This is a genomic window from Phormidium pseudopriestleyi FRX01 (assembly GCF_017313335.1).
Taxonomy (GTDB): Bacteria; Cyanobacteriota; Cyanobacteriia; order Cyanobacteriales; family Laspinemataceae; genus Laspinema; species Laspinema pseudopriestleyi.
The window spans coordinates 1-18683 of record NZ_JAFLQW010000332.1; the positions used below are offsets into that span (position 1 = coordinate 1).

The following is an 18683-nucleotide window of genomic DNA, read 5'->3' on the forward strand; positions in this document are numbered from 1 at the left end:
AAGAGCGTGGGAGTGTCAAACCTTCCAGCCTGTTCGGAGTGACCCAAAGCGGGAGACTCAACGAACCCCCTATCCTCGCCAGAATCCATAGCCCTTTTCTTAGCCGCGATCCCTGCTCAAAAAGATTCGATCCCTGATGGTTTTTCCCCTGATTTTTTCTCGCGATCGCCTAGGCGCAAAAACGCTCATAGAGCAATGGTTTTCAGGCGTGGGTCCTAAAAACCCTCCGGATTTAGGACTCAAATCACACCGAAATGGAGCTTTAAATCACAGATTGACTTGATAAAATACCCGATACTTGAGATAATAAAGTTAAAGAAATCATTACGTTTTCACGAGGGGAGAAAATGGTAATTCAGGGAAATTTCTACAAATTGACAATTTCAGAAATTTTTTGTCAAATCTGGCGCTCCGGAAAAATCACTTACCTAGAACGTTGGGGTTTAATGAGTGCGCTGCTCAAAGATTCACTAACGGAAGATGAAATGGACGCCATCAACCGCCTGCTTCATGCAGTCCGACGTGGATGGTTACGAGTTGAAGAGTAAACACACTTTGGCAAGCCCCAGTTGTCATTCATGCCGCGATCGTCCAGATGAAGGATGGTTAAACAGTAATCTGGGATCCATCTAAACACAAATAAATTTTGGACTTGCAACGATGGGTTAGAGGGAGAGCAAGATCGGGTTTCTCCAGTTTCTGAGGTATATTTTGGATTTTTTGACAAACTAGACCCCCGCATCATGATGCGCCGGTAAACAGAAAGCGCTCCTGACTCCATCGCCAACACAGCCTGGAGCGTCCAAAGCATACCAACTGCCGTATCCCGATCAACTTCTATACTCCAAAAACCGAGAAACGCCTATTGTTCGGACATTGTTCCCCTCTGACGGTTTCTTGCACTCCATTCAAGACGCCACAGATCCAGTGCATTCTCCTATTTCTCCACAAGTTGAACGCACAGAGTAAAATTCACTGTTAATAGATTTAAGGTTGTCTTCCCTCACCAGATTAAGTACCTCGAATCAGAAACCCAGTTTCTGCCCTTAATGGGTTGTCAACTACCCCAAATTTTGTCAAGAAACCGGGTTTCTAACCTCTACTAAACTGGCATTTTACGAGCGGGCTTTTCCATTGGGTTGAATCACCCCTTTTAAAGTGGCTCCGCGAAGGTTAACATTCACCACATTGGCTTGAAAGAGGTTCGCGCCAGAAAGATTAGCTTTGGTCAAATCTGCATCCATCAAATGAGAACCCATCAGATTTGCCTCACTCAAGTTCGCTTCACTCAGATTGGTTTGAATCAGATAAGCGCCACTCAAATTGGCAAGACTAAGTTCAGCACCACTGAGGTTCGCGCCAGTGAGCAGTTTATGACTCAAGTCAACCCCGGTTAAATTGGCTCCACTAAAGTTAATCCCACTTAATTGGGCATCCTTAAGGCAAACTTCGGTCAAATCTGTTTGGCTGAGGTTGGCTTTGCTGAGATTCGCACCCAGAAGGTTCGCTGACCGAACATCTGCTCTAGTTAGGTTAGCCCAATTGAGATGAGCTTGACTGAGGTTGGCTTGCCTGAGATTTGCACCACTGAGGTTGGCATGAGTTAAATCGGCAAGGTTCAAGTTACTTTGCTTGAGTTTGGCACCACTGAGGTTGGCTTTACTCAATTTGGCTTCGGTTAAATCAGCTTTATTGAGGCTCGCCAGACTCAGATCGGCTGATCGCAGATCCGCAGATTTCAAATTGGTTCCGATTAAATAGGTTTGATTGAGTTTGGCGTTATTGAGGTTGGCTCCACTGAGGTTGGCTCCACTCACATCGGCATTGTTGAGGTTGGCTCCGGTGAGGTTGGCTCCACTGAGGTCGGCCCAATTCAGGTGCGCTCCCGCTAAGTTGGCTCCGGTGAGGTTGGCTCCGGTGAGGTTGGCTCCACTGAGGCTGGCTCCGCTTAAATTGGCTCGACTCAGATTGGCGCCACTCAAGTTGGCTTTGGTGAGGCTGGCTCCACCTAAGTACACGCCACTGAGGTTGGCTCCGCTTAAGTCGGCTTTGGCGAGGCTCAGACGATTAAAATCTCGGGTTCCTCCTGCGTATTGCTGGAGGATTTCTTCTTTGGAGAAGCTAAGTTTAGGTGCGATCAGGAGGTCCGCCGTCATAGCTAAAATACTTTCTTATAATTATTTAATCTTTCTATTAGCATCTTACTCAAATTTACGGAGTCTGCGAAACCGAGTATTTCCTGAAGTATCATTACGTTTTGTAACAGATTTTCTCTGACTGATATAAGGGCGTTCAATTCTGATGAATTTCGATGAGATTTTCCCAGGAATTTGTGGGAAAAGATGCCGGAAAGCCCTGCATTTAAAGGGTTCTAGTCTTCATTTGCTCTTAGGAAATAATTTTAGAGACCCAGGAAAAGAGTGCGACAGTCTGGGGATAGGTTTGGTTTAGAAAAAGAACCTAGGTTACTGGAGTATTTCGATCGCCTTCCAAAAACCAGCGATCGCCTACTGTTAGGGCCTTTTTCTTCCAGTTTACAGGAGTTCTTTTCATCGGCTATATTTTCCACATACGGAGAAATTTCCGAGAATTCTCGGATGACAAATTTGATAATTTATGGTACGAAGGTCGAATAAATAAACGGGAAGTGGCGGGGTCAATGCCCTAGGGCGATCGCCAAAATTACGGAAATTTGAACTGAGGACCATTCCTGACCGATAATAAACCCCATTAGCCCAAGCCTTGAAAAACCCAGGAGAAAAAATGACGTTAACCCCTTCAACCATGTTGGCACTGGAAACCCCAGCACCGAATTTTCAACTCCCGGATGTGGTGACTAAAAAGATCATCTCTTTGGAAACCTTTGGAGATAAAACTGCACTGGTTGTCATGTTTATCTGCCAACATTGCCCCTTTGTCAAGCACGTTCAGGAAGAACTTGCCAATATTGGCAGAGATTATCACGATCGCGGGGTGGGAATTGTAGCCATTAGCTCTAATGGAGTGGAAACTCATCCCCAGGATGCCCCGGAACATCTCAAAGCAATGGCGTTAACTTTAGGATTTTCCTTCCCCTATTGTTACGACGAAACCCAACAGGTGGCGATCGCCTATACCGCCGCTTGCACCCCGGATTTTTTTGTGTTCGATCGCAGTCGCCGTCTGGTGTATCGAGGTCAACTCGATGACAGTCGTCCGGAGAATAATCAACCCGTGACGGGAAAAGACTTGCGTTCGGCGATCGATGCGGTATTGGCGGGAGACCCGATCCCTGAAGACCAAAAACCCAGCATTGGCTGCAATATTAAATGGAAACCGGGCCATGAACCGGCCTATTATGGAGCATGGTAGGAACCAATCCAACGAGGGCAGGGAAATCCCCTGTCCTTTAGTCGTATTAGTCCTGGAACAACGAGCAACAAAGCAGTCTGGCTTGACAAAACCTGGGAAGTGAGATATAATGTAAGGCTGATTATTAAGCAACCCTGACCCAGATATTTTTATTGCGAGGATTAGGGTGTAGGTCCGACTGGGGTGCGATCGCAACCCGACCCTTACAGAATCGCCTAATGTAGCGCTCATCCGTTAATCTTGGGGCTGATTAGCGTAACACAACCCCTAACACTTCGCATCACTCCTAGGGTAGAAGCCAGAGCACAGGTAACCCCGTAAATTTAAAGAGAGAACAAATCAATGCGATCGCAAACCGACCCCTCAAATATGGGGATTAACGGGCGATCGTCATTGTTGATTCTCTTTAAAAATTCGTGGTGAGAGACCCTATCAATATGCATTTAGAAGTATGGCCGGGTAAAGTCTATCCCTTGGGTTCCTACTGGGATGGTAAAGGAACAAATTTTGCTTTATTTAGTGAAAACGCCACCGCCGTAGAACTGTGCTTATTTGACAAAGACGGGAAAGAGCAACGGGTTTCTATAACCGAAGTCGATAACCATGTCTGGCATGGCTACATCCCCGGAATCTCCCCGGGACATCGATATGGGTATCGAGTGCATGGGCCTTATGACCCCGGTGCAGGTCATCGGTTTAACCCCAACAAACTCCTGATCGACCCCTACGCCAAAGCCATTGAAGGGGATGTCATCAACGGACCCGAACTCTCCGGCTATAACTGGGAAGATCCCGAAGAAGACCTCTCCTTCAGCGAAACCGATACCGCGCATTTAATCCCCAAATCCATCGTGATTGATGAGTCCTTTGATTGGTCCGGGGACCAACTCTTACAAACCCCCTTCCATGAAACCATCATCTACGAAACCCACGTTAAAGGATTTACCAAACTGCAACCGAATATCCCCGAAGAACTGCGCGGAACCTATAGTGGACTCGCGCATCCGGCAGTAATTTCTCACCTGCAAACCTTGGGGATTACGGCGATCGAACTGATGCCAGTTCATCACTTCCTCGCCTATCCCGGACATCTGGCAGATAAAGAACTCAAAAATTATTGGGGTTACGACTCCATCAATTTTTTCGCCCCTTATTCCGGTTATAGTTGCGCCACTGTCCCGGGAGAACAAGTGCGGGAATTCAAAGAAATGGTCAAGGCCCTGCATAAAGCGGGAATCGAAGTCATTTTAGATGTGGTGTACAACCACACCGGGGAAGGGAATCACCTCGGTCCCACGGTATCCATGCGGGGGGTAGATAACGCCTCCTACTATCGCCTCGTCGATGACAATCTCCGGTATTACATGGATTTCACTGGATGCGGCAATTCCTTAAACGTGCGCCATCCGCAAATCCTGAAATTAATTATGGATAGTCTGCGCTACTGGGTGCTAGAAATGCACGTCGATGGGTTCCGATTTGATTTGGCATCGGCCCTGGCGCGAGAACTGTATGATGTCAATAATTTGGGTTCTTTCTTTAATATCATCCATCAGGATCCGGTGCTTTCTGATGTGAAACTGATTGCTGAACCCTGGGATGTGGGTCCCGGAGGCTATCAGGTGGGGAATTTTCCCCTGTTATGGTCCGAGTGGAACGGTCGGTATCGCGATACCGTGCGTGACTTTTGGCGGGGAGAGGACCGGACGTTAGGCGAATTTGCCTATCGGTTTACTGGGAGTTCCGATTTATATGAAACCACAGGGCGCAGTCCTTATGCCAGCATTAACTTTATCACGGCTCACGATGGCTTCCCCCTCTACGATTTAGTTAGCTACAACGAAAAGCATAATGAAGCCAATGGGGAAAATAGCTGTGATGGGGAGAGTCACAATCGGTCCTGGAATTGTGGCGCAGAAGGAGATACGGATGATCCACAGGTGTTGGCGTTGCGAGAACGCCAAAAGCGGAATTTTCTGGTTACGTTGATGCTGTCCCAGGGTATCCCGATGTTGTTGGCGGGGGATGAAATGGAGCATAGTCAAGGGGGGAATAATAATGCCTATTGTCAGGATAGTGAAATTTCCTGGCTGAATTGGGAGTTTCCCGAGGAAAAAGCGCAGTTGTTAGATTTCACTCGGGAACTGATTTATTTCCGGCGTAAGCATCCGGTGTTTCAGCGGCGCAAGTGGTTTCAGGGCCGCCCAATTTATGGGAAGACGGTGAATGATATTAGCTGGTTTAATCTCAATGGCACCGAAATGGCGGATGATGAGTGGGATGTGGGGTTTGCCAAGGCGATCGCCGTCTTTTTGAATGGTCAGGAAATTCCTCGGCGCAATCGGTATGGTCAACGGGTGGTTGACGAAAATTTCATCCTGTTCTTTAATGCCCATTGGGAATTAATCGAGTTTAAGTTACCCGAGGGATTAAATGAACAACAGTGGGTTGCCGTGATTGATACCAAGGAACCCAGCTTTTTGGAAGATGGACCCACCTATACTGGGGATAAGGCGGTCCCTGTTCTCGGGCAATCGATGGTCGTGTTAAGACGTTCCGAGTAGGGAAGCCAGGATACAACGTCGGGGCAGTCCCTGAATTGTCCCGACATCCTCTGGGAGTCTTGGGGAAAAGAGTGCGTCACGGAAGCCACCGCAACGCACCAAAACACCTGCCAAATTGATGGCAAGACTATGTAACAGGATAGTAAGGAATAGCAGATTACCATATTGTCTGCATCAAAAATCACAATTTTTTTCAAATTAATTAAAATTTAAGGCGGCCCCTAGGGAAAGAGAGATGTTGAAAGGCCCGGTTTCTGGTCCTAACAGCAGGGGTGAGAAACCGGGTTTCTTTACAAAATCTGTAGCAATTTGCCACAAATTGGGGTGAGAAACCCGGTTTCTGGTCCTAACAGCAGGGGTGAGAAACCCGGTTTCTTTACAAAATCTGTAGCAATTTGCCACAAATTGGGGTGAGAAACCCGGTTTCTGGTCCTACAGCAGGGGTTAGAAACCGGGTTTCTGGTTCCTGGGCCCTAATACTGGACCCCCGGACTAGGCCGAAGTCGTAGTTTGTTTTTGAACCGTACCACGTCTAAAGCCTGGGGATTCCTGCCTACCCCAAAGGGCGACAGCGGGACATTCAAGTATCCCTCTAGACCATCAAAACAACTATCCCTAAAAGAAAAGAGATGATGCAATTTGGCTTACTTCTTTATTGTTCTGGCTTTCGGAATTCACCACTAAGCCAGATAGGTACGCTCTGCATTCTGATATTACTTGCCAGTTGTATAGGCTTGCGGATCAAGGCAGTAGTGACTTACTGTGCCGGAATTTCACCGAAGACGTGAATGCAACAACCACGCAGATGATTATTCTTAATCGCTTCTACTATTTTAACACTGTTGGCTTATATCCCCACGGATAAATCCGGGGGCTTTACGCCGATTCTTTGTAACAGTTCTTCTAACATCAGATTCTCTAACACCGAGTTGCCCACCTGTAACTGAGATTTGGCAGCCTCACTTAACTGTAACTGCCTGCGGGATTCCTGGTGAAAATCTTGCCCTTCCTCAAATCCACGGGCTTTTAATTTCTGCACTGCCAAGGTACAAGCTTCCGCCTTTAAATCCAGTTCGGGCATCAGTAATAATGAATTTTCAACCAACCAGCGACAAGCCTCGGGATCAACTTCCGCCAGTTCATAGGTTGCTTCTTTCAAGACTTCTTCGATCGCTTGAGGGGTGGGTAACACCTTCAAAAAGTTTTTCACTGCAATCACTAAAGCCGGATTCCTGGCCTTGAAAACATCTAGGGCTACTTCTGTATGTAGGCGTTCCTTCCGGTTATTTTTGACACTTTTTAAAGGAGACATTAATACCGTCCTTTCCTTTGCCCCACAGGGGTTAAGGGTTTGTAACATGGCTAATCGTTGGTTTTTTTATAAATGATCGGGTTTACCTTAAGTCAATCCTACTCTGGGAGAGAGCGAGGCGGCAGGAGACTGTTCACCTTTCAGGTGGTCTCCCCTGAACAAGTTTGAATTCCCGGAATGGCCTAAATCTTTAAAATTATGGGCTGCCGAGGAATTGATGACTGGTTGACCTACTGTGAACTCTACAAAAACAAAGTGAAGTATTTGTGAAGGTCACTGTCTCGCGCAAAGTTCAGTCAAGGGTTGGGGATTTATTGCGTTTTGTTAAAAATCCCTAACAATTCACCAGTAATTCACAATCTCTGATTAGGGTATAGGTCAATGACTGAATCAGCTCATTACTCCGGAACACCCCTTGATGGTCTGAATTTTACAGGAATTTTCCTTGGGACGGGTCGGATTTAGCTCAGTTGGTTGTTGGTTTCCATCTAATGCATGAATGGGGTGTCATAATTATGAGTTCTTGTCCTTGTTGTTCTTATCCACTCTTGCGCCATATTCGCCATAGCCAAGTTGATTGGTTTTGTCAACATTGTTGGCAATTCATGCCCGATTTTTCTACTCCCATGCGTTCCTCCCAGAGCCTGAGTCAATTCCACAATCAAGTAGACTTGGTGACAATTGAACCTGAATGGAATCGCGAACCCGATCACCATCCCCAGAGGGTTAGTTTATCCGACTCCCTGCGATTTAAGAATGCCAAGCCAACCCGGGAGAAAACTGGACTGTTGACCTCACAGAAAACTCAACCGTTGACCCAGGAGAAAACTCGACGGTTGGTCGGAATTCAGGAAATTTTATAAACTAGCGCATTGACAGATCCTTAAGGGTGGCGATCGCTTGAACGGTAAGGTTCCGTTGCATTAAATCAACATGGCCTTTTACAAAATTTATCGATAAAAAGCCAATATTTACTCACTCCATTGCAAAATTTTTCGCACATCATGGGCTAAATCTTCCGCCTTAAACGGCTTAAGAATTGCCCCCGCACCTCCTAATTCAATGAGTTCTTTTTGTTCCCGAATTTGAGCCTTAGCAGTTAACCAAATCGTCGGAATTTGTTCAGTAGTCGCATGGCTTTTTAATTCCCGAAATGTACTCGGACCATCCATTCCCGGCATCATCACATCCAGTAAAATGGCATCGGGTTGTTCGGATTGAGCTAACGCAATCCCGGACCGTCCGGAACTGGCGGTGATCACCTCCCATCCCGCCACCACTTCCAAGGAAAATTGAATGATTTCGCGTAAACCATCTTCATCATCAATGACTAAAATTCGTTTGTTCATGGTTGGTCTCCTCTGGAGAAGTTTCCGGGGTAATTTCAGGTAAGGTAAAATAAAAGGTACTGCCTTCATTGAGAACGCTTTCTACCCAAATTCTACCGCCATGTTGCTGGATGATACTGCGACAAATTGCCAATCCTAATCCGGTGCCTCCTTTTTTACGGGAATCGGAGGCATCAACTTGATGGAATCGTTCAAAAATACTTTCCATTTTATTTTCGGGAATGCCCCGACCTTGATCTTGAACCGCAAATAAAATCAGGGATGGCGAGGGGTCGGAATCAAGTTGTCCTAGATGGTTAGGCGCAAGGGTTCGCGCTTGTACGGAAATTCCAACTGTAGAAGCTGGGGGGGAAAATTTGATGGCATTGCTTAAGAGATTCGTGAGCACTTGAATGATGCGATCGCCATCAATCCATAATTCCAAATTGGGGTCACATTCCACCCCAAAATTGACCTCCGCTCGATTTGCCATAACTTGCATGGTTTCGATCGCCTTTTCAATCAAGTCCCGGGGGGAGTGCCGTTCCTTGATTAAGGCAATTTTGCCTGAAGTTAATCGTTCTAGATCTAGAATATCATTGACCAAGCGCACAAGGCGATCGGCACTTTCTGCGGCGATCGCCAACACCCGTTGCCCCTTCTCTCCCACGGGGTCAATCAACCCACTGGAAATCAAATTCAAGGCCCCATGAATCGAAGCTAAAGGGGTGCGAAGTTCATGACTGACCACAGAAATAAACTCATCCTTCATCCGTTCGATCGCATCGCGTTCCGTAATATCCTCGCCGATACTCAGGGTCCCAATTTCCACCCCACGCAAATCGTGCAACACTGTATTATTCCAAGCAATAATTTTCTCCTGTCCAGACCGGGTAACAATCACACTCTGAGGGTGGGAATAAAAATCTGGGGTTCGCAACTCCTCCAACACTTCCGAATGCCTCCGCTGTTGATGGGTAGGAATAAAAAGCTCAAACCAATCTTTACCCTGAATTTCTGAAAGAGCATACCCCACCAACTCCAGGAAAAACGGATTCGCATATTCGATCGCACCCCGGCGATCGAGTCCCACCACCGCTAACTGCACCGTTTCCAACAACCTGCGCCACCGTCGTTCCGATTCTCGTACCGTCGCTTCGATTTCCTTCTGTTTCGTGATGTCTCGGGCAATACTAGAGAACATCGTCACCGCCCCCTCGACGGATTTATGGGCGATAATCAACTCCGAAAGGGTAATTTCCACCTCATCGGGAGTCACCAGGGCGGTTTCCCCAATCCAAGTCCCCTGGGCGATCGCCGTGGAAATCCCCTCATTTTGAATAATTTCATTCGCCCACCCGGTATGAGACTGGAAAATCTGAAACGTTTCTAAAGGGTAGTCGAGTGGGATCCCGAGAATAGTCCGCGCCGCCTTGTTTAAATAAAAAACCGTCCCATCCACACTCGCCGACAGGATAAAATCCGGAGTTGCCTCCAGAATCTCAATTAACTTCGCCCGTTCAGCTTCTGCGCGTTTGCGATCGGTAATGTCGCGCAAACACAAGGTAAACACCTGTTCCCCGGCAATTTCCACCTCTGAAATAGAGACTTCCGCCGGAAACTCCGTCCCATCTTGGCGCAACCCAATAATTTCCCCAGACTGGTCCATCATTCGGGCGAGAGTGGCGGAACATCCCCCTCCACTCACCGCCGATTCCCCACCCAGATCTAAGCACAACGGCAATAATTTCTCCAGGGGTTGCCCCAGCAACTCGGTGGCACTATAACCAAAAATCCGCTCGGCGGCTTGATTAAATAGGGTAATCTGTTGATTGCTATCAATGGAGATAATCGCATCCCCAGCCAATTCCAGAATCGCCGCGATCCTGGCCCGGGACGAGTGCAGTTCCTCCCGGGCGCGTTTCCGGGAGGTGATATCTTGAATCTGAGCAATTAAATATAGAGGGCGTTCTCGGGAATCCCGGACTAGGGATGCGCTTAACTGAACCCAAACCACCTGTCCCTGTTTGTGGCAGTAGCGCTTCTCCGTCTGATAGGAGGGAATCTCCCCAGCGAGTAACGCCTGGAGGGACTGGAGGTCGGTCTGTCTATCCTCGGGATGGGTGACATCGTTAAATGTTTTTTCGAGCAATTCCGGTTCGTCATAGCCGAGAATCTCGCATAAGGCGCGATTAACTTTTAGCCACTGACCATCGGGGGCCACCAGTGCCATGCCAATGGTGGCATAGTCAAAGGCATTACGGAACCGCGCTTCACTGGAATGTAAGGCGGATAGGGCTTCGGTGCGATCGCTGACATCCAGGACCAGGGACAAGACGGAAATTAACTCGCCCGTTGGGGCGAACAGGGCGGAATAATACCATTCACAATCAATCACCCGTCCGTCTTTGGTGTAATTGCGATTGCAGCAGACCGTTCGAGGTTGTTGTCCAGAAATCAGCATATTTCGACGCTGGGTAACCGCTTCTAGGTCCGCTTCGTAAATCAAGGTACAGTCTATATCAGATTTGCCAAAGACTTCCTCCGCTTGCCAACCAAAGATTTTTTCAGCTTGGGGAGACCAATTTAAAATCCGCCATTCCCGGTTCCATTCGATGACCGCTAGGGGGGTATTTTCCACATGGAACTGCAATCGCTGATAGGCTCGTTGTAAGACTTGTTCAACACGCTGGCGGTGTTGGAGTTCGTTTTCTAGGCGTTCGTTGGCTTTGCGTAATTGCTCGGTGCGTGCTCTAACTTGGCTTTCGAGGTCCTGTTTGGCTTGTTGTAAGGCTTGTTGTGAGCGTTTGCGTTCGGTGGTGTCGCGGAAAAAAATCGAGAGTCCATCTTTGGCGGGGTAGATATAGTTTTCAAACCAGCAATCGTAGGGGGGATAATATTCTTCGAGGTAAATCGAGGTTTGTTGCTCTCGGGCTTGCTGGCAGGCTTGATAAAATTGGGGTTGGGTTACTTCAGGAAATTCGGTAGAGATTTTCTGGCCGATCAGGTCTTCCCGGCGTTTTTGCAGGAGTTGGGCAGCTTTTTGGTTGACGTAGGTGTACTGTCCTTGGGTGTCCAGGGCGATAAAGCCGTCGGTAATGCTTTCGAGGATGTTGGAGATTTGCTCTCCGGCGAGTTGGGCGGCGGTATGGGCGACTCGTTCGGTGGCGAGGAGTTGTTGGATTTGGAGTTCGGCCCGTTTGCGATCGGTGATATCCATGACGATGCCGATGGTTCCCTGGGGTTGGCCGCTGGGGTCCCAGAAGGCGTTGCCTCGGGTTTTGAGCCAGTGAATGGTGCGATCGCCCCATATAACGCGATATTCGAGTTCAAAGGGTTGCCCACTGTTGATGGCTTCTTCTACAGTTTCATAGACCAGGGTGCGGTCCTGGGGATGAATGCAGGCTTCAAAGGCGGTGTAGCTGCTGTCAAAGGTTTCGGGGTCGATGCCAAACAGGTGGAGGCATTCCAGGGAACAGATCACCCGGATGCGATCGCCTCCTTTGCTTTCGCCGCAAATTTCCCATTGCCAAGTTCCCATGTTGGACGCTTGCAGGGCGAGGCGCAATTTTTCTTCACTCCCTCGCAGGGCGGATTCGGCAGCGGTGTGCTCCTGCTGATGACGCAGGGCGATGATGCCGTAGGCGAGGTCATGGGTGAGATCAGTGAGTAACTGCACTTCGTCGGGGTCAAAGGCATCGGGTTGGGTGGCCCGCAAATTGAGGGTGCCCAATAGCTGTCCTTCATTGAGTAGGGGCAGGGCGATCGCTGAAGTATAATTCCCCTCCCAGGTGGGCAGTCGCCAGGCGGCACTCTCGGTCTCGGGATAGGGATGTTGACCTCTGCCCACTCCCCCGGTTTGCATCAGGGGGACAAGGGATGCTAATCCGGATTCGGACAGGATGATTTGGCCGGACTGGACTGATTCTTCTAGGTTCTCTCCCGCTTGGGCCACGGGGATGATCCGTGTTGGGTCATCTTCGGCGACATATCCCACCCAGGCGGATTCATACCCCCCGATGGCGGTCATCATTTCGCAGATTTGCTGCAAAACGTCGAGTTCTTGTTTGCCGTGAATAATGATGTGATTGCCTGCGCTGAGGGCGCTGAGGGCGCGTTTTTGCTGGCGCAATTGGGTTTCGATGGTCACCCGTTGGTCAATATTGACCAAGGTGCCAACGGCCCGGACTGTTTCGTGGCGATCGCTGTAGAAAAATTTACCTTGGCTTTCGATCCAATGGGTACTGCGATCGGGCCATATAACGCGGAATTTCAGGCGGTAATTCCCACAACCTTCGTGCGCTTTGTCCAGGGTTTCGGTAATTGCATTTCGGTCATCGGGATGAATACAGGCGAGGAACTCAGCAAAACTGCCGTTAAAGCTGCCGGAATCTCGACCCCATAACAGTTCATAACCGGGGGTTCCAGTGATGCGATCGCCGGGAATATCCCATTCACAAATTGCCATTTGTGCCACATCCAACGCCAACCTCAGCCATTCCTCTGGGTTCCGCAACCCCTCGGTTCCATCGTCGGCAGGTCCGTCATCTGCCTCTTCGCTTCTAGGATTGGATTTTGGTCTGTGCATCTCCTGCAATCGGAGTTTTGCCCGGTTCAGTTTTTGGCCCCGTTCTTCAATTTCGCGGATTAACTCTTGCCTCGATTGGTTAGCCCAAATTTTATGACTCATCTTTCCATCCATATATTCAGCAACCGACGACTTCCCCCGAATGGGTTCCTCTCTCACACCGTTTCTTGTGAGGCAGGTCCTATGGATTTTTCGTTCCGTTCTCCTGCGCTGTCGGGTGGTCCCTAGCACTCAGGGTCTCTCCTTACAGAGAATCGAGTTCAGGTTTTTCTCGATACTCGGGTTGGTTTTTGGGCCGAAAATTGCCAGAGGTTCTCCTCCGTCATTAAATCCATATATTAGCCAACTTCGCCTCCTCCTGAAGAAGTGCGAACCGTTTATGCCTGGGGTTGATATCCTCTATGCTTCCTCTGGGCAACCAACAAGGGGTTTGGAACTTGTACTAAATCCAGTTCGTTGGCTCGGTCCACTTTGTAACAGTTGAATGGGATTGGCTTAGGCAACTAATTCTAAGAATCACCCGATGAATTTGTACGTTAAAATGGCCTTGAATTGGAAAATTTCAACCATCCCTGACCCATTAATTCTCCAGATGTCGGCAAGTTTGACAATAAAAGAACTGTTTGAAAAAAGTCATAAGCACAGGATTTTGCTGCTAATTTCCAGGATTTTATCGGATATTTTATTTCTTAAAAACTCCTCAGTTTACCTAATTCAACCGAGGTGAACTTAAAATTTTCTGATGTTTTTTAATTATACCCTTACTGGCCCATTTAAAAGATAATTCACAAAAATTTACATCCTCAGACAGAGAATTCTCTATTCCCCGGAAGGATTCCTCAAGCTTTCTGCGGTCCTGACCCAGGATTATCCCTGTATTTCCTGGCGAAATCCCTAGTAATAAGGGGAGGGTCTTTTCCCCGGTTCCCCTTCGAGAAATTGCCTAATTTTCCCGATTCAGCCCCTTAAAAAGCGCTCTATAATAGAGCTAAAGCCTTTCCCTTGTAAAAACTCTCTTAAAAAACTGTGTTAGAAGTCATAGAACTCTATAAAAATTTACCCATTCCTCCGCAAAAGCCGAACAAAAAATCACCCCCATCAAAACGCGATCGTCCCAATCGCATCTCCAAAATTGCGATTCCTCCGTTATCTTTAACCCTGCGACTGGCACGGTTGCTATCTGGTAGCTTCACGCTGGTGTTGATTGGGACTATCTCCCTCACTCTCGGGGCGATCGTTGCGGTATTCGATGCTAAAGTTACGGATACAGTCCCGGACTGGCGACAGCCTTTGGTCCAAACCGATTCCCCGTTGCCTTCCCCTCGATTGTCTCGAACGCTTAACCTTTTGGTTCTGGGGATTGAGGGGGGTATCTCTCCTGTAACTGGCAGTCAATCTAGTTTACCGAAACCGGCTGAAACCCTCTGGTTAATGCGGTTTGACCCGGTTCAAAAGGCTGTGAGTGTGTTGTTGATTCCTCCTCAAACTCGGGTGGAAATCCCCGATCGCGGACGCAATCCGATCGCCAGTGCCCACAGCATTGGCGGGGTTACCCTCACCTCCCAAGTCCTCAGTCAAACCCTTAACGCTATCCCCATTGACCGTTATATTCGCACTGATGCTGCTACGTTTCTCCGCTTCATCGACTTGCTGGGTGGGGTAGAATTATTCGTGCCTGAGTCCATCTCCTATCAGGATTCCACCCAAGGGATTGCCGTTAACTTACAACCGGGGTGGCAAACCCTCAAAGGGGAAGAAACCCTCGGTTTTGCTCGTTTCCAAAAAAACGAAGCCGATCGCAGTGGCATCCACCGACAGCAAATGATTCTGCAATCGGTCGGCGATCGCCTTGCCAGTCCCACCCTCGGGTCCCAATTGCCGCGCATCGTGCAACTGATGCACGAATATATCGATACCAATCTCACCCGCGAAGAACTCTTCGGGTTAGTTACCCTCCTCCAACAGCGATCGCCCGATGGGTTAAAAATGGTCCTACTCCCGGGAGAATTTACCACCACGCGATCGGTCCCCACTCCCTATTGGAATATCGATACCACCGGACGCGATCGGGTCATGTACCACTATTTTGACCAGGAACTCAACCCCGGAACCCAACGCGATCGCGCCATCACACCTAAATCTCCCAAAACCCTAAAAATTGCCCTACAAAATGCTTCCGGCAATCCCTTAATTCTGGGTCAAATCTTGGCCGAATTAAAATCCCGGGGATATCGAAATGTTTACACAATCTCCGACTGGCCCGACCCCCAACGCCATACCCAAATTATCATCCAAACCGGAGATATTCCTGCCGCCACTACTCTACAAACTATTTTACCAACTGCCCAAATTCAATCCAGTTCTCTAGGCGACCTAGAATCAGAAATCACCCTCAAAATTGGAGAAGATGCCATTAATTTTAAAGACTTATATTGGGCAAAATAAAATTAAATTTAGGGAGTTACAAAAGTCAAAAAACCATGTTAAAACGTCTCTTTATCCTGACAATGGCCGTCCTCCTAGCCTGTCTCTGGATTCTCCTCGCCGCAAAAGAAGCGATTGGATTCACCTTCAATATCACGACTCCTGTCATTTCTTAAGAGGGTCAGGACTAGCCCTGTCCAGGTGTATTTATAGTAGGGGCGCAATGCGCAGGCCCCTACGTGAAACGTCTTAAGAGCCAACTTGATTGACAGAAAATTTTACGGAAAACAAACCCCAAAAGGTCAACAAGTTGTGACATTTAACCCTTGAAAAAACCCACATTTATCCCGATTAGGCAGTATTTCTCCAAGTTTGGGAGAGTGAAGTAAACGAGGTGAAAACATCCCAGTTTAGAATATCTTGTAATAAGGATTGATAACCTGTTACATTGGGATGGAGACCATCATCGCATAAATGCGCTTGCCTCCAGGCTTCACCGCGATCGCGCCATAACTCAAATAAGTCTAAATAGGGAATTTGCCTCTGTTCGCACCCTTGTCTCGTTACTTCCTTGTAGCGATATTGGTCCGCATGGTTAAAATAAAGGCAATCTGAAAAAGGCATCCGAGTCTCATTTACCGGGACCATGCCAACGAAAAAGACGGGACAGAGGGCTTGGGCGCAATCCAGAAGTTGGGCAATCTCTGTGGTAAAGGTGTTAAAGTCAGTGAAATTGCGTCCATTGGGACGTCCCATGCGGGCGGAATCATTCACTCCCACGGAGAGAATGATGGCATCGGGGAGGCGATTTTTCAGTTCTCCCCGATAGCGAAACTCGTTTTCGAGTCGTTCCAAGACTAGGCAAACGCGATCGCCTCGGACGCCAAGATTGTACAGTACATGACCCGCGCTTGAAGGCTCCATCCACTCCCGTCTCAGTCGTTCGACCCAACCCCCTCCGACGGGATCGCCAAATCCATAAACGAGACTGTCTCCAAGGGCTACTATTTTCAGAGGATGCACGGTTGCGCGATAGGAACGGTTAGAAGATGCGGCTAAAACTTGCATTATGGGATGGGACCTCGTACTTATAAAATCTTAACACAGCGATAACAATCTACATCATTGGCTACAATTAACATAATTACCTAAAGGTACAGAAAGATGAATAGTGGATCGGGCAATCCAGAAAAAAGTAAGCGTTCTAGCTTCAATACAACAGACAAAATCGAAAGTTTTTCCCGGCGAGCATTGTTTGTCCCCCACAAACGGGCGACTATCGATACAGAGCATTTGATGCGCCGCGCGGAGGACCTGGTGAGTGCCGCCTCAAATCGCTATCGGATTACCGTCCAAGTCGCTAATCGTGCCAAGCGTCGCCGCTATGAAGATTTTGACAGCATGGAAGAACCGACAATGAAACCCGTGATTCGGGCGATCGTCGAAATGTCCGATGAACTGGCGCAACCGGAAATCATCGGCGATTAATTAACGGTTTGGAGGGGAAATTGGGTTCTGTGGCAGGAAGACGAACGATGATGCAATGGCAGCGCAAAGGGCAAGCGATCGCCTGGGTGTTGATTGGGTTAACTTTAGGTCTGTCTTTAGGAATACCTCTGCATAGAGATTTCCTGGAAACTTTGCCCAGGGCGACTGCCCAAGAGGTTTCACCCCCTCAACGCCGACAACGGTTAGACCCCCGGCAACTGTGGCGGCAAGTCTATGAACGCCTGCCCGATTTCCCCTTAGAAAATAATTACATCAGCACTCAGACAGGAGAGGTGGACCCAGATAACACCTTGGCAAATCGGTTGATTTCCTATCACCTTTATGTCAAAAATCGTCTGCCGATGTTTCGTCTGGATTGGAAACTGACCCTCGCGGACTATCTGGGCGTTTTTGAGGAACTAGACGAGAGTGTCTATCCCGGGAATGGGTTGTTGCAAGAGAATCCTCTGGCAGGCGATCGCGAAATCCTTTCCCAACTCAACCGCCAACAACGGGAGGAGTTAATTGAGGTTCTCGTCACCCTGTTTAATCCCAACTACTACAACATCCAAGGGCCAACCCCAGGGACAACTCCCGGGGCAACTCCCTCATCCCCCAGAACTCCCGCAGGACCTCCACCCTTGCCGCAATCGGGGGATGCGGATTTATTGAGATTGTAGAGGATGGGTGGGTTGATGTCTCCTGAAACAGTTCCTAATGCAGAACGACGGATTAAAAGTGGTGCCGGATGGCGGATCGGCTGGGACCCTCAAGGGGAACTCTATCCGGGTTTAGTCGGGGGAGATGACTGGGCGATCGAACTCACCGAGGGCGAGTTCAATGACTTTTGCCGATTATTGGCGCAATTGGCAACGACGATGACGCAAATGGCATCGGAGTTGATGGACTCAGAACGGATAACCTGTGAAGCGGAAAGCGATGTCTTGTGGATGGAGGTGGAAGGCTATCCCCATGCCTACCTTCTTCATGTTATCCTCAGTACAGGACGGCGCTGCGAGTTCAGTTGGCCTGCGGAGGCAGTCCCCGGACTGGTCGAGGCGGCAAGGGTGTTAAAAATTTTTTAATTTCCCTCTTGCGTCCAGAAAAAGCTTATGCTAAGATAGTAAAGCGTCGTCGGGGCGTAGCGCAGCTTGGTAGCGCACTACCTTGGGGTGGTAGGGGTCGTGGGTTCGAATCCCGCCGCTCCGACTTGAGAACACTAGAGCCGAGTTCCGGTTTTAGAAAATCAACAGCATAAAAAGAACGTCGAGTCTTCTACAGATTAGAGATTCGGCTTTCTTTTTTTGGGCGATCGCCCCCCAGTGCAAGAGCAAAAAAATTAGAGAGTATTCTCAAAAAAAAATTATTACCGCTTCGGCCTAAATAAATCTTCCTTGTTTTGGTTGAGATTATCCCACAGCCGCTTAATTTCTTTAGAACTTTCAAATCTCGACAGTTCTCCTTTCATTTCTAATTCTCGTATAGCCGAAACTTTTTGACCAAACTCTCGTAAATTAGCCTGACTAACCATTAGTTCGGGAAGAAAGTTAGACTCAACAACCGGATGGCTAGATTCTGCATAGGGCAATTCTTCTCGATGTTCAGAAGTTGTACTCATAACCTCCTTA

The 18683-nt window shown here is 48.3% G+C and carries 14 protein-coding genes and 1 tRNA gene; 9 read left to right on the forward strand and 6 right to left on the reverse strand.

The window, feature by feature from the left end:
* Positions 1-347 precede the first annotated feature (347 nt).
* Positions 348-548: a hypothetical protein gene (locus J0895_RS12440; protein ID WP_207088410.1), complete on the forward strand. Its 201-nt coding sequence runs from the start codon at positions 348-350 to the stop codon at positions 546-548.
* 567 nt (positions 549-1115) lie between these two features.
* On the opposite strand, the gene J0895_RS12445 is transcribed toward J0895_RS12440, so the two are convergent.
* A complete protein-coding gene (locus J0895_RS12445) occupies positions 1116-2156 on the reverse strand; it encodes a pentapeptide repeat-containing protein (protein ID WP_207088411.1) in 1041 nt (346 codons plus the stop codon).
* 607 nt (positions 2157-2763) lie between these two features.
* Between J0895_RS12445 and J0895_RS12450 the strand changes: the two genes are divergently transcribed.
* Positions 2764-3351, forward strand: a complete 588-nt coding sequence (locus J0895_RS12450; protein WP_207088412.1) for a thioredoxin family protein — start codon at positions 2764-2766, stop codon at positions 3349-3351.
* A gap of 437 nt (positions 3352-3788) precedes the next feature.
* Positions 3789-5915: a glycogen debranching protein GlgX gene (glgX, locus tag J0895_RS12455; RefSeq protein ID WP_207088413.1), complete on the forward strand. Its 2127-nt coding sequence runs from the start codon at positions 3789-3791 to the stop codon at positions 5913-5915.
* 847 nt (positions 5916-6762) lie between these two features.
* Here the strand turns inward: glgX and J0895_RS12460 are convergent.
* Positions 6763-7227, reverse strand: coding sequence for a hypothetical protein (locus tag J0895_RS12460; protein ID WP_207088414.1), 465 nt, complete (start codon positions 7225-7227; stop codon positions 6763-6765).
* A 515-nt stretch (positions 7228-7742) separates the two neighbouring features.
* Here J0895_RS12460 and J0895_RS12465 point away from each other — a divergent pair.
* Positions 7743-8090 carry a ubiquitin family protein gene (locus J0895_RS12465; RefSeq protein ID WP_207088440.1) on the forward strand — a complete coding sequence of 116 codons (348 nt, stop codon included), beginning with the start codon at positions 7743-7745 and terminating at the stop codon, positions 8088-8090.
* Positions 8091-8198: 108 nt separating this feature from the next.
* Here J0895_RS12465 and J0895_RS12470 read toward each other — a convergent pair whose 3' ends face one another.
* Both J0895_RS12470 and J0895_RS12475 read right to left on the reverse strand, forming a co-directional pair.
* Complete coding sequence (locus J0895_RS12470) at positions 8199-8576, reverse strand: response regulator (protein WP_207088415.1); 378 nt, start codon at positions 8574-8576, stop codon at positions 8199-8201.
* Positions 8551-13245 (reverse strand): PAS domain S-box protein, encoded by a 4695-nt coding sequence (locus J0895_RS12475; RefSeq protein ID WP_207088416.1) that lies wholly within the window; start codon positions 13243-13245, stop codon positions 8551-8553. The genes J0895_RS12470 and J0895_RS12475 overlap by 26 nt, the downstream gene beginning before the upstream one ends.
* A 924-nt stretch (positions 13246-14169) precedes the next feature.
* Between J0895_RS12475 and J0895_RS12480 the strand changes: the two genes are divergently transcribed.
* Complete coding sequence (locus J0895_RS12480; RefSeq protein ID WP_207088417.1) at positions 14170-15588, forward strand: LCP family glycopolymer transferase; 1419 nt, start codon at positions 14170-14172, stop codon at positions 15586-15588.
* A 330-nt stretch (positions 15589-15918) separates the two neighbouring features.
* On the opposite strand, the gene J0895_RS12485 is transcribed toward J0895_RS12480, so the two are convergent.
* On the reverse strand, positions 15919-16635 hold the full coding sequence (locus tag J0895_RS12485) for a GDSL-type esterase/lipase family protein (RefSeq protein WP_207088418.1): 717 nt from the start codon (positions 16633-16635) through the stop codon (positions 15919-15921).
* Between the two features lie 183 nt (positions 16636-16818).
* Here J0895_RS12485 and J0895_RS25875 point away from each other — a divergent pair, with 183 nt between their 5' ends.
* The 4 genes from J0895_RS25875 (at position 16819) to J0895_RS12505 (ending at position 18264) form a co-directional block, all read left to right on the forward strand.
* Positions 16819-17055 carry a DNA-directed RNA polymerase subunit omega gene (locus tag J0895_RS25875; protein ID WP_277989830.1) on the forward strand — a complete coding sequence of 79 codons (237 nt, stop codon included), beginning with the start codon at positions 16819-16821 and terminating at the stop codon, positions 17053-17055.
* 29 nt (positions 17056-17084) lie between these two features.
* On the forward strand, positions 17085-17735 hold the full coding sequence (locus J0895_RS12495; RefSeq protein WP_340643501.1) for a hypothetical protein: 651 nt from the start codon (positions 17085-17087) through the stop codon (positions 17733-17735).
* Between the two features lie 15 nt (positions 17736-17750).
* Complete coding sequence (locus J0895_RS12500; protein ID WP_207088421.1) at positions 17751-18140, forward strand: DUF1818 family protein; 390 nt, start codon at positions 17751-17753, stop codon at positions 18138-18140.
* A gap of 50 nt (positions 18141-18190) precedes the next feature.
* Positions 18191-18264 (forward strand) — tRNA-Pro (locus J0895_RS12505).
* 157 nt (positions 18265-18421) lie between these two features.
* Here the strand turns inward: J0895_RS12505 and J0895_RS12510 are convergent.
* On the reverse strand, positions 18422-18673 hold the full coding sequence (locus J0895_RS12510) for a DUF7219 family protein (protein WP_242541248.1): 252 nt from the start codon (positions 18671-18673) through the stop codon (positions 18422-18424).
* Positions 18674-18683 lie beyond the last annotated feature (10 nt).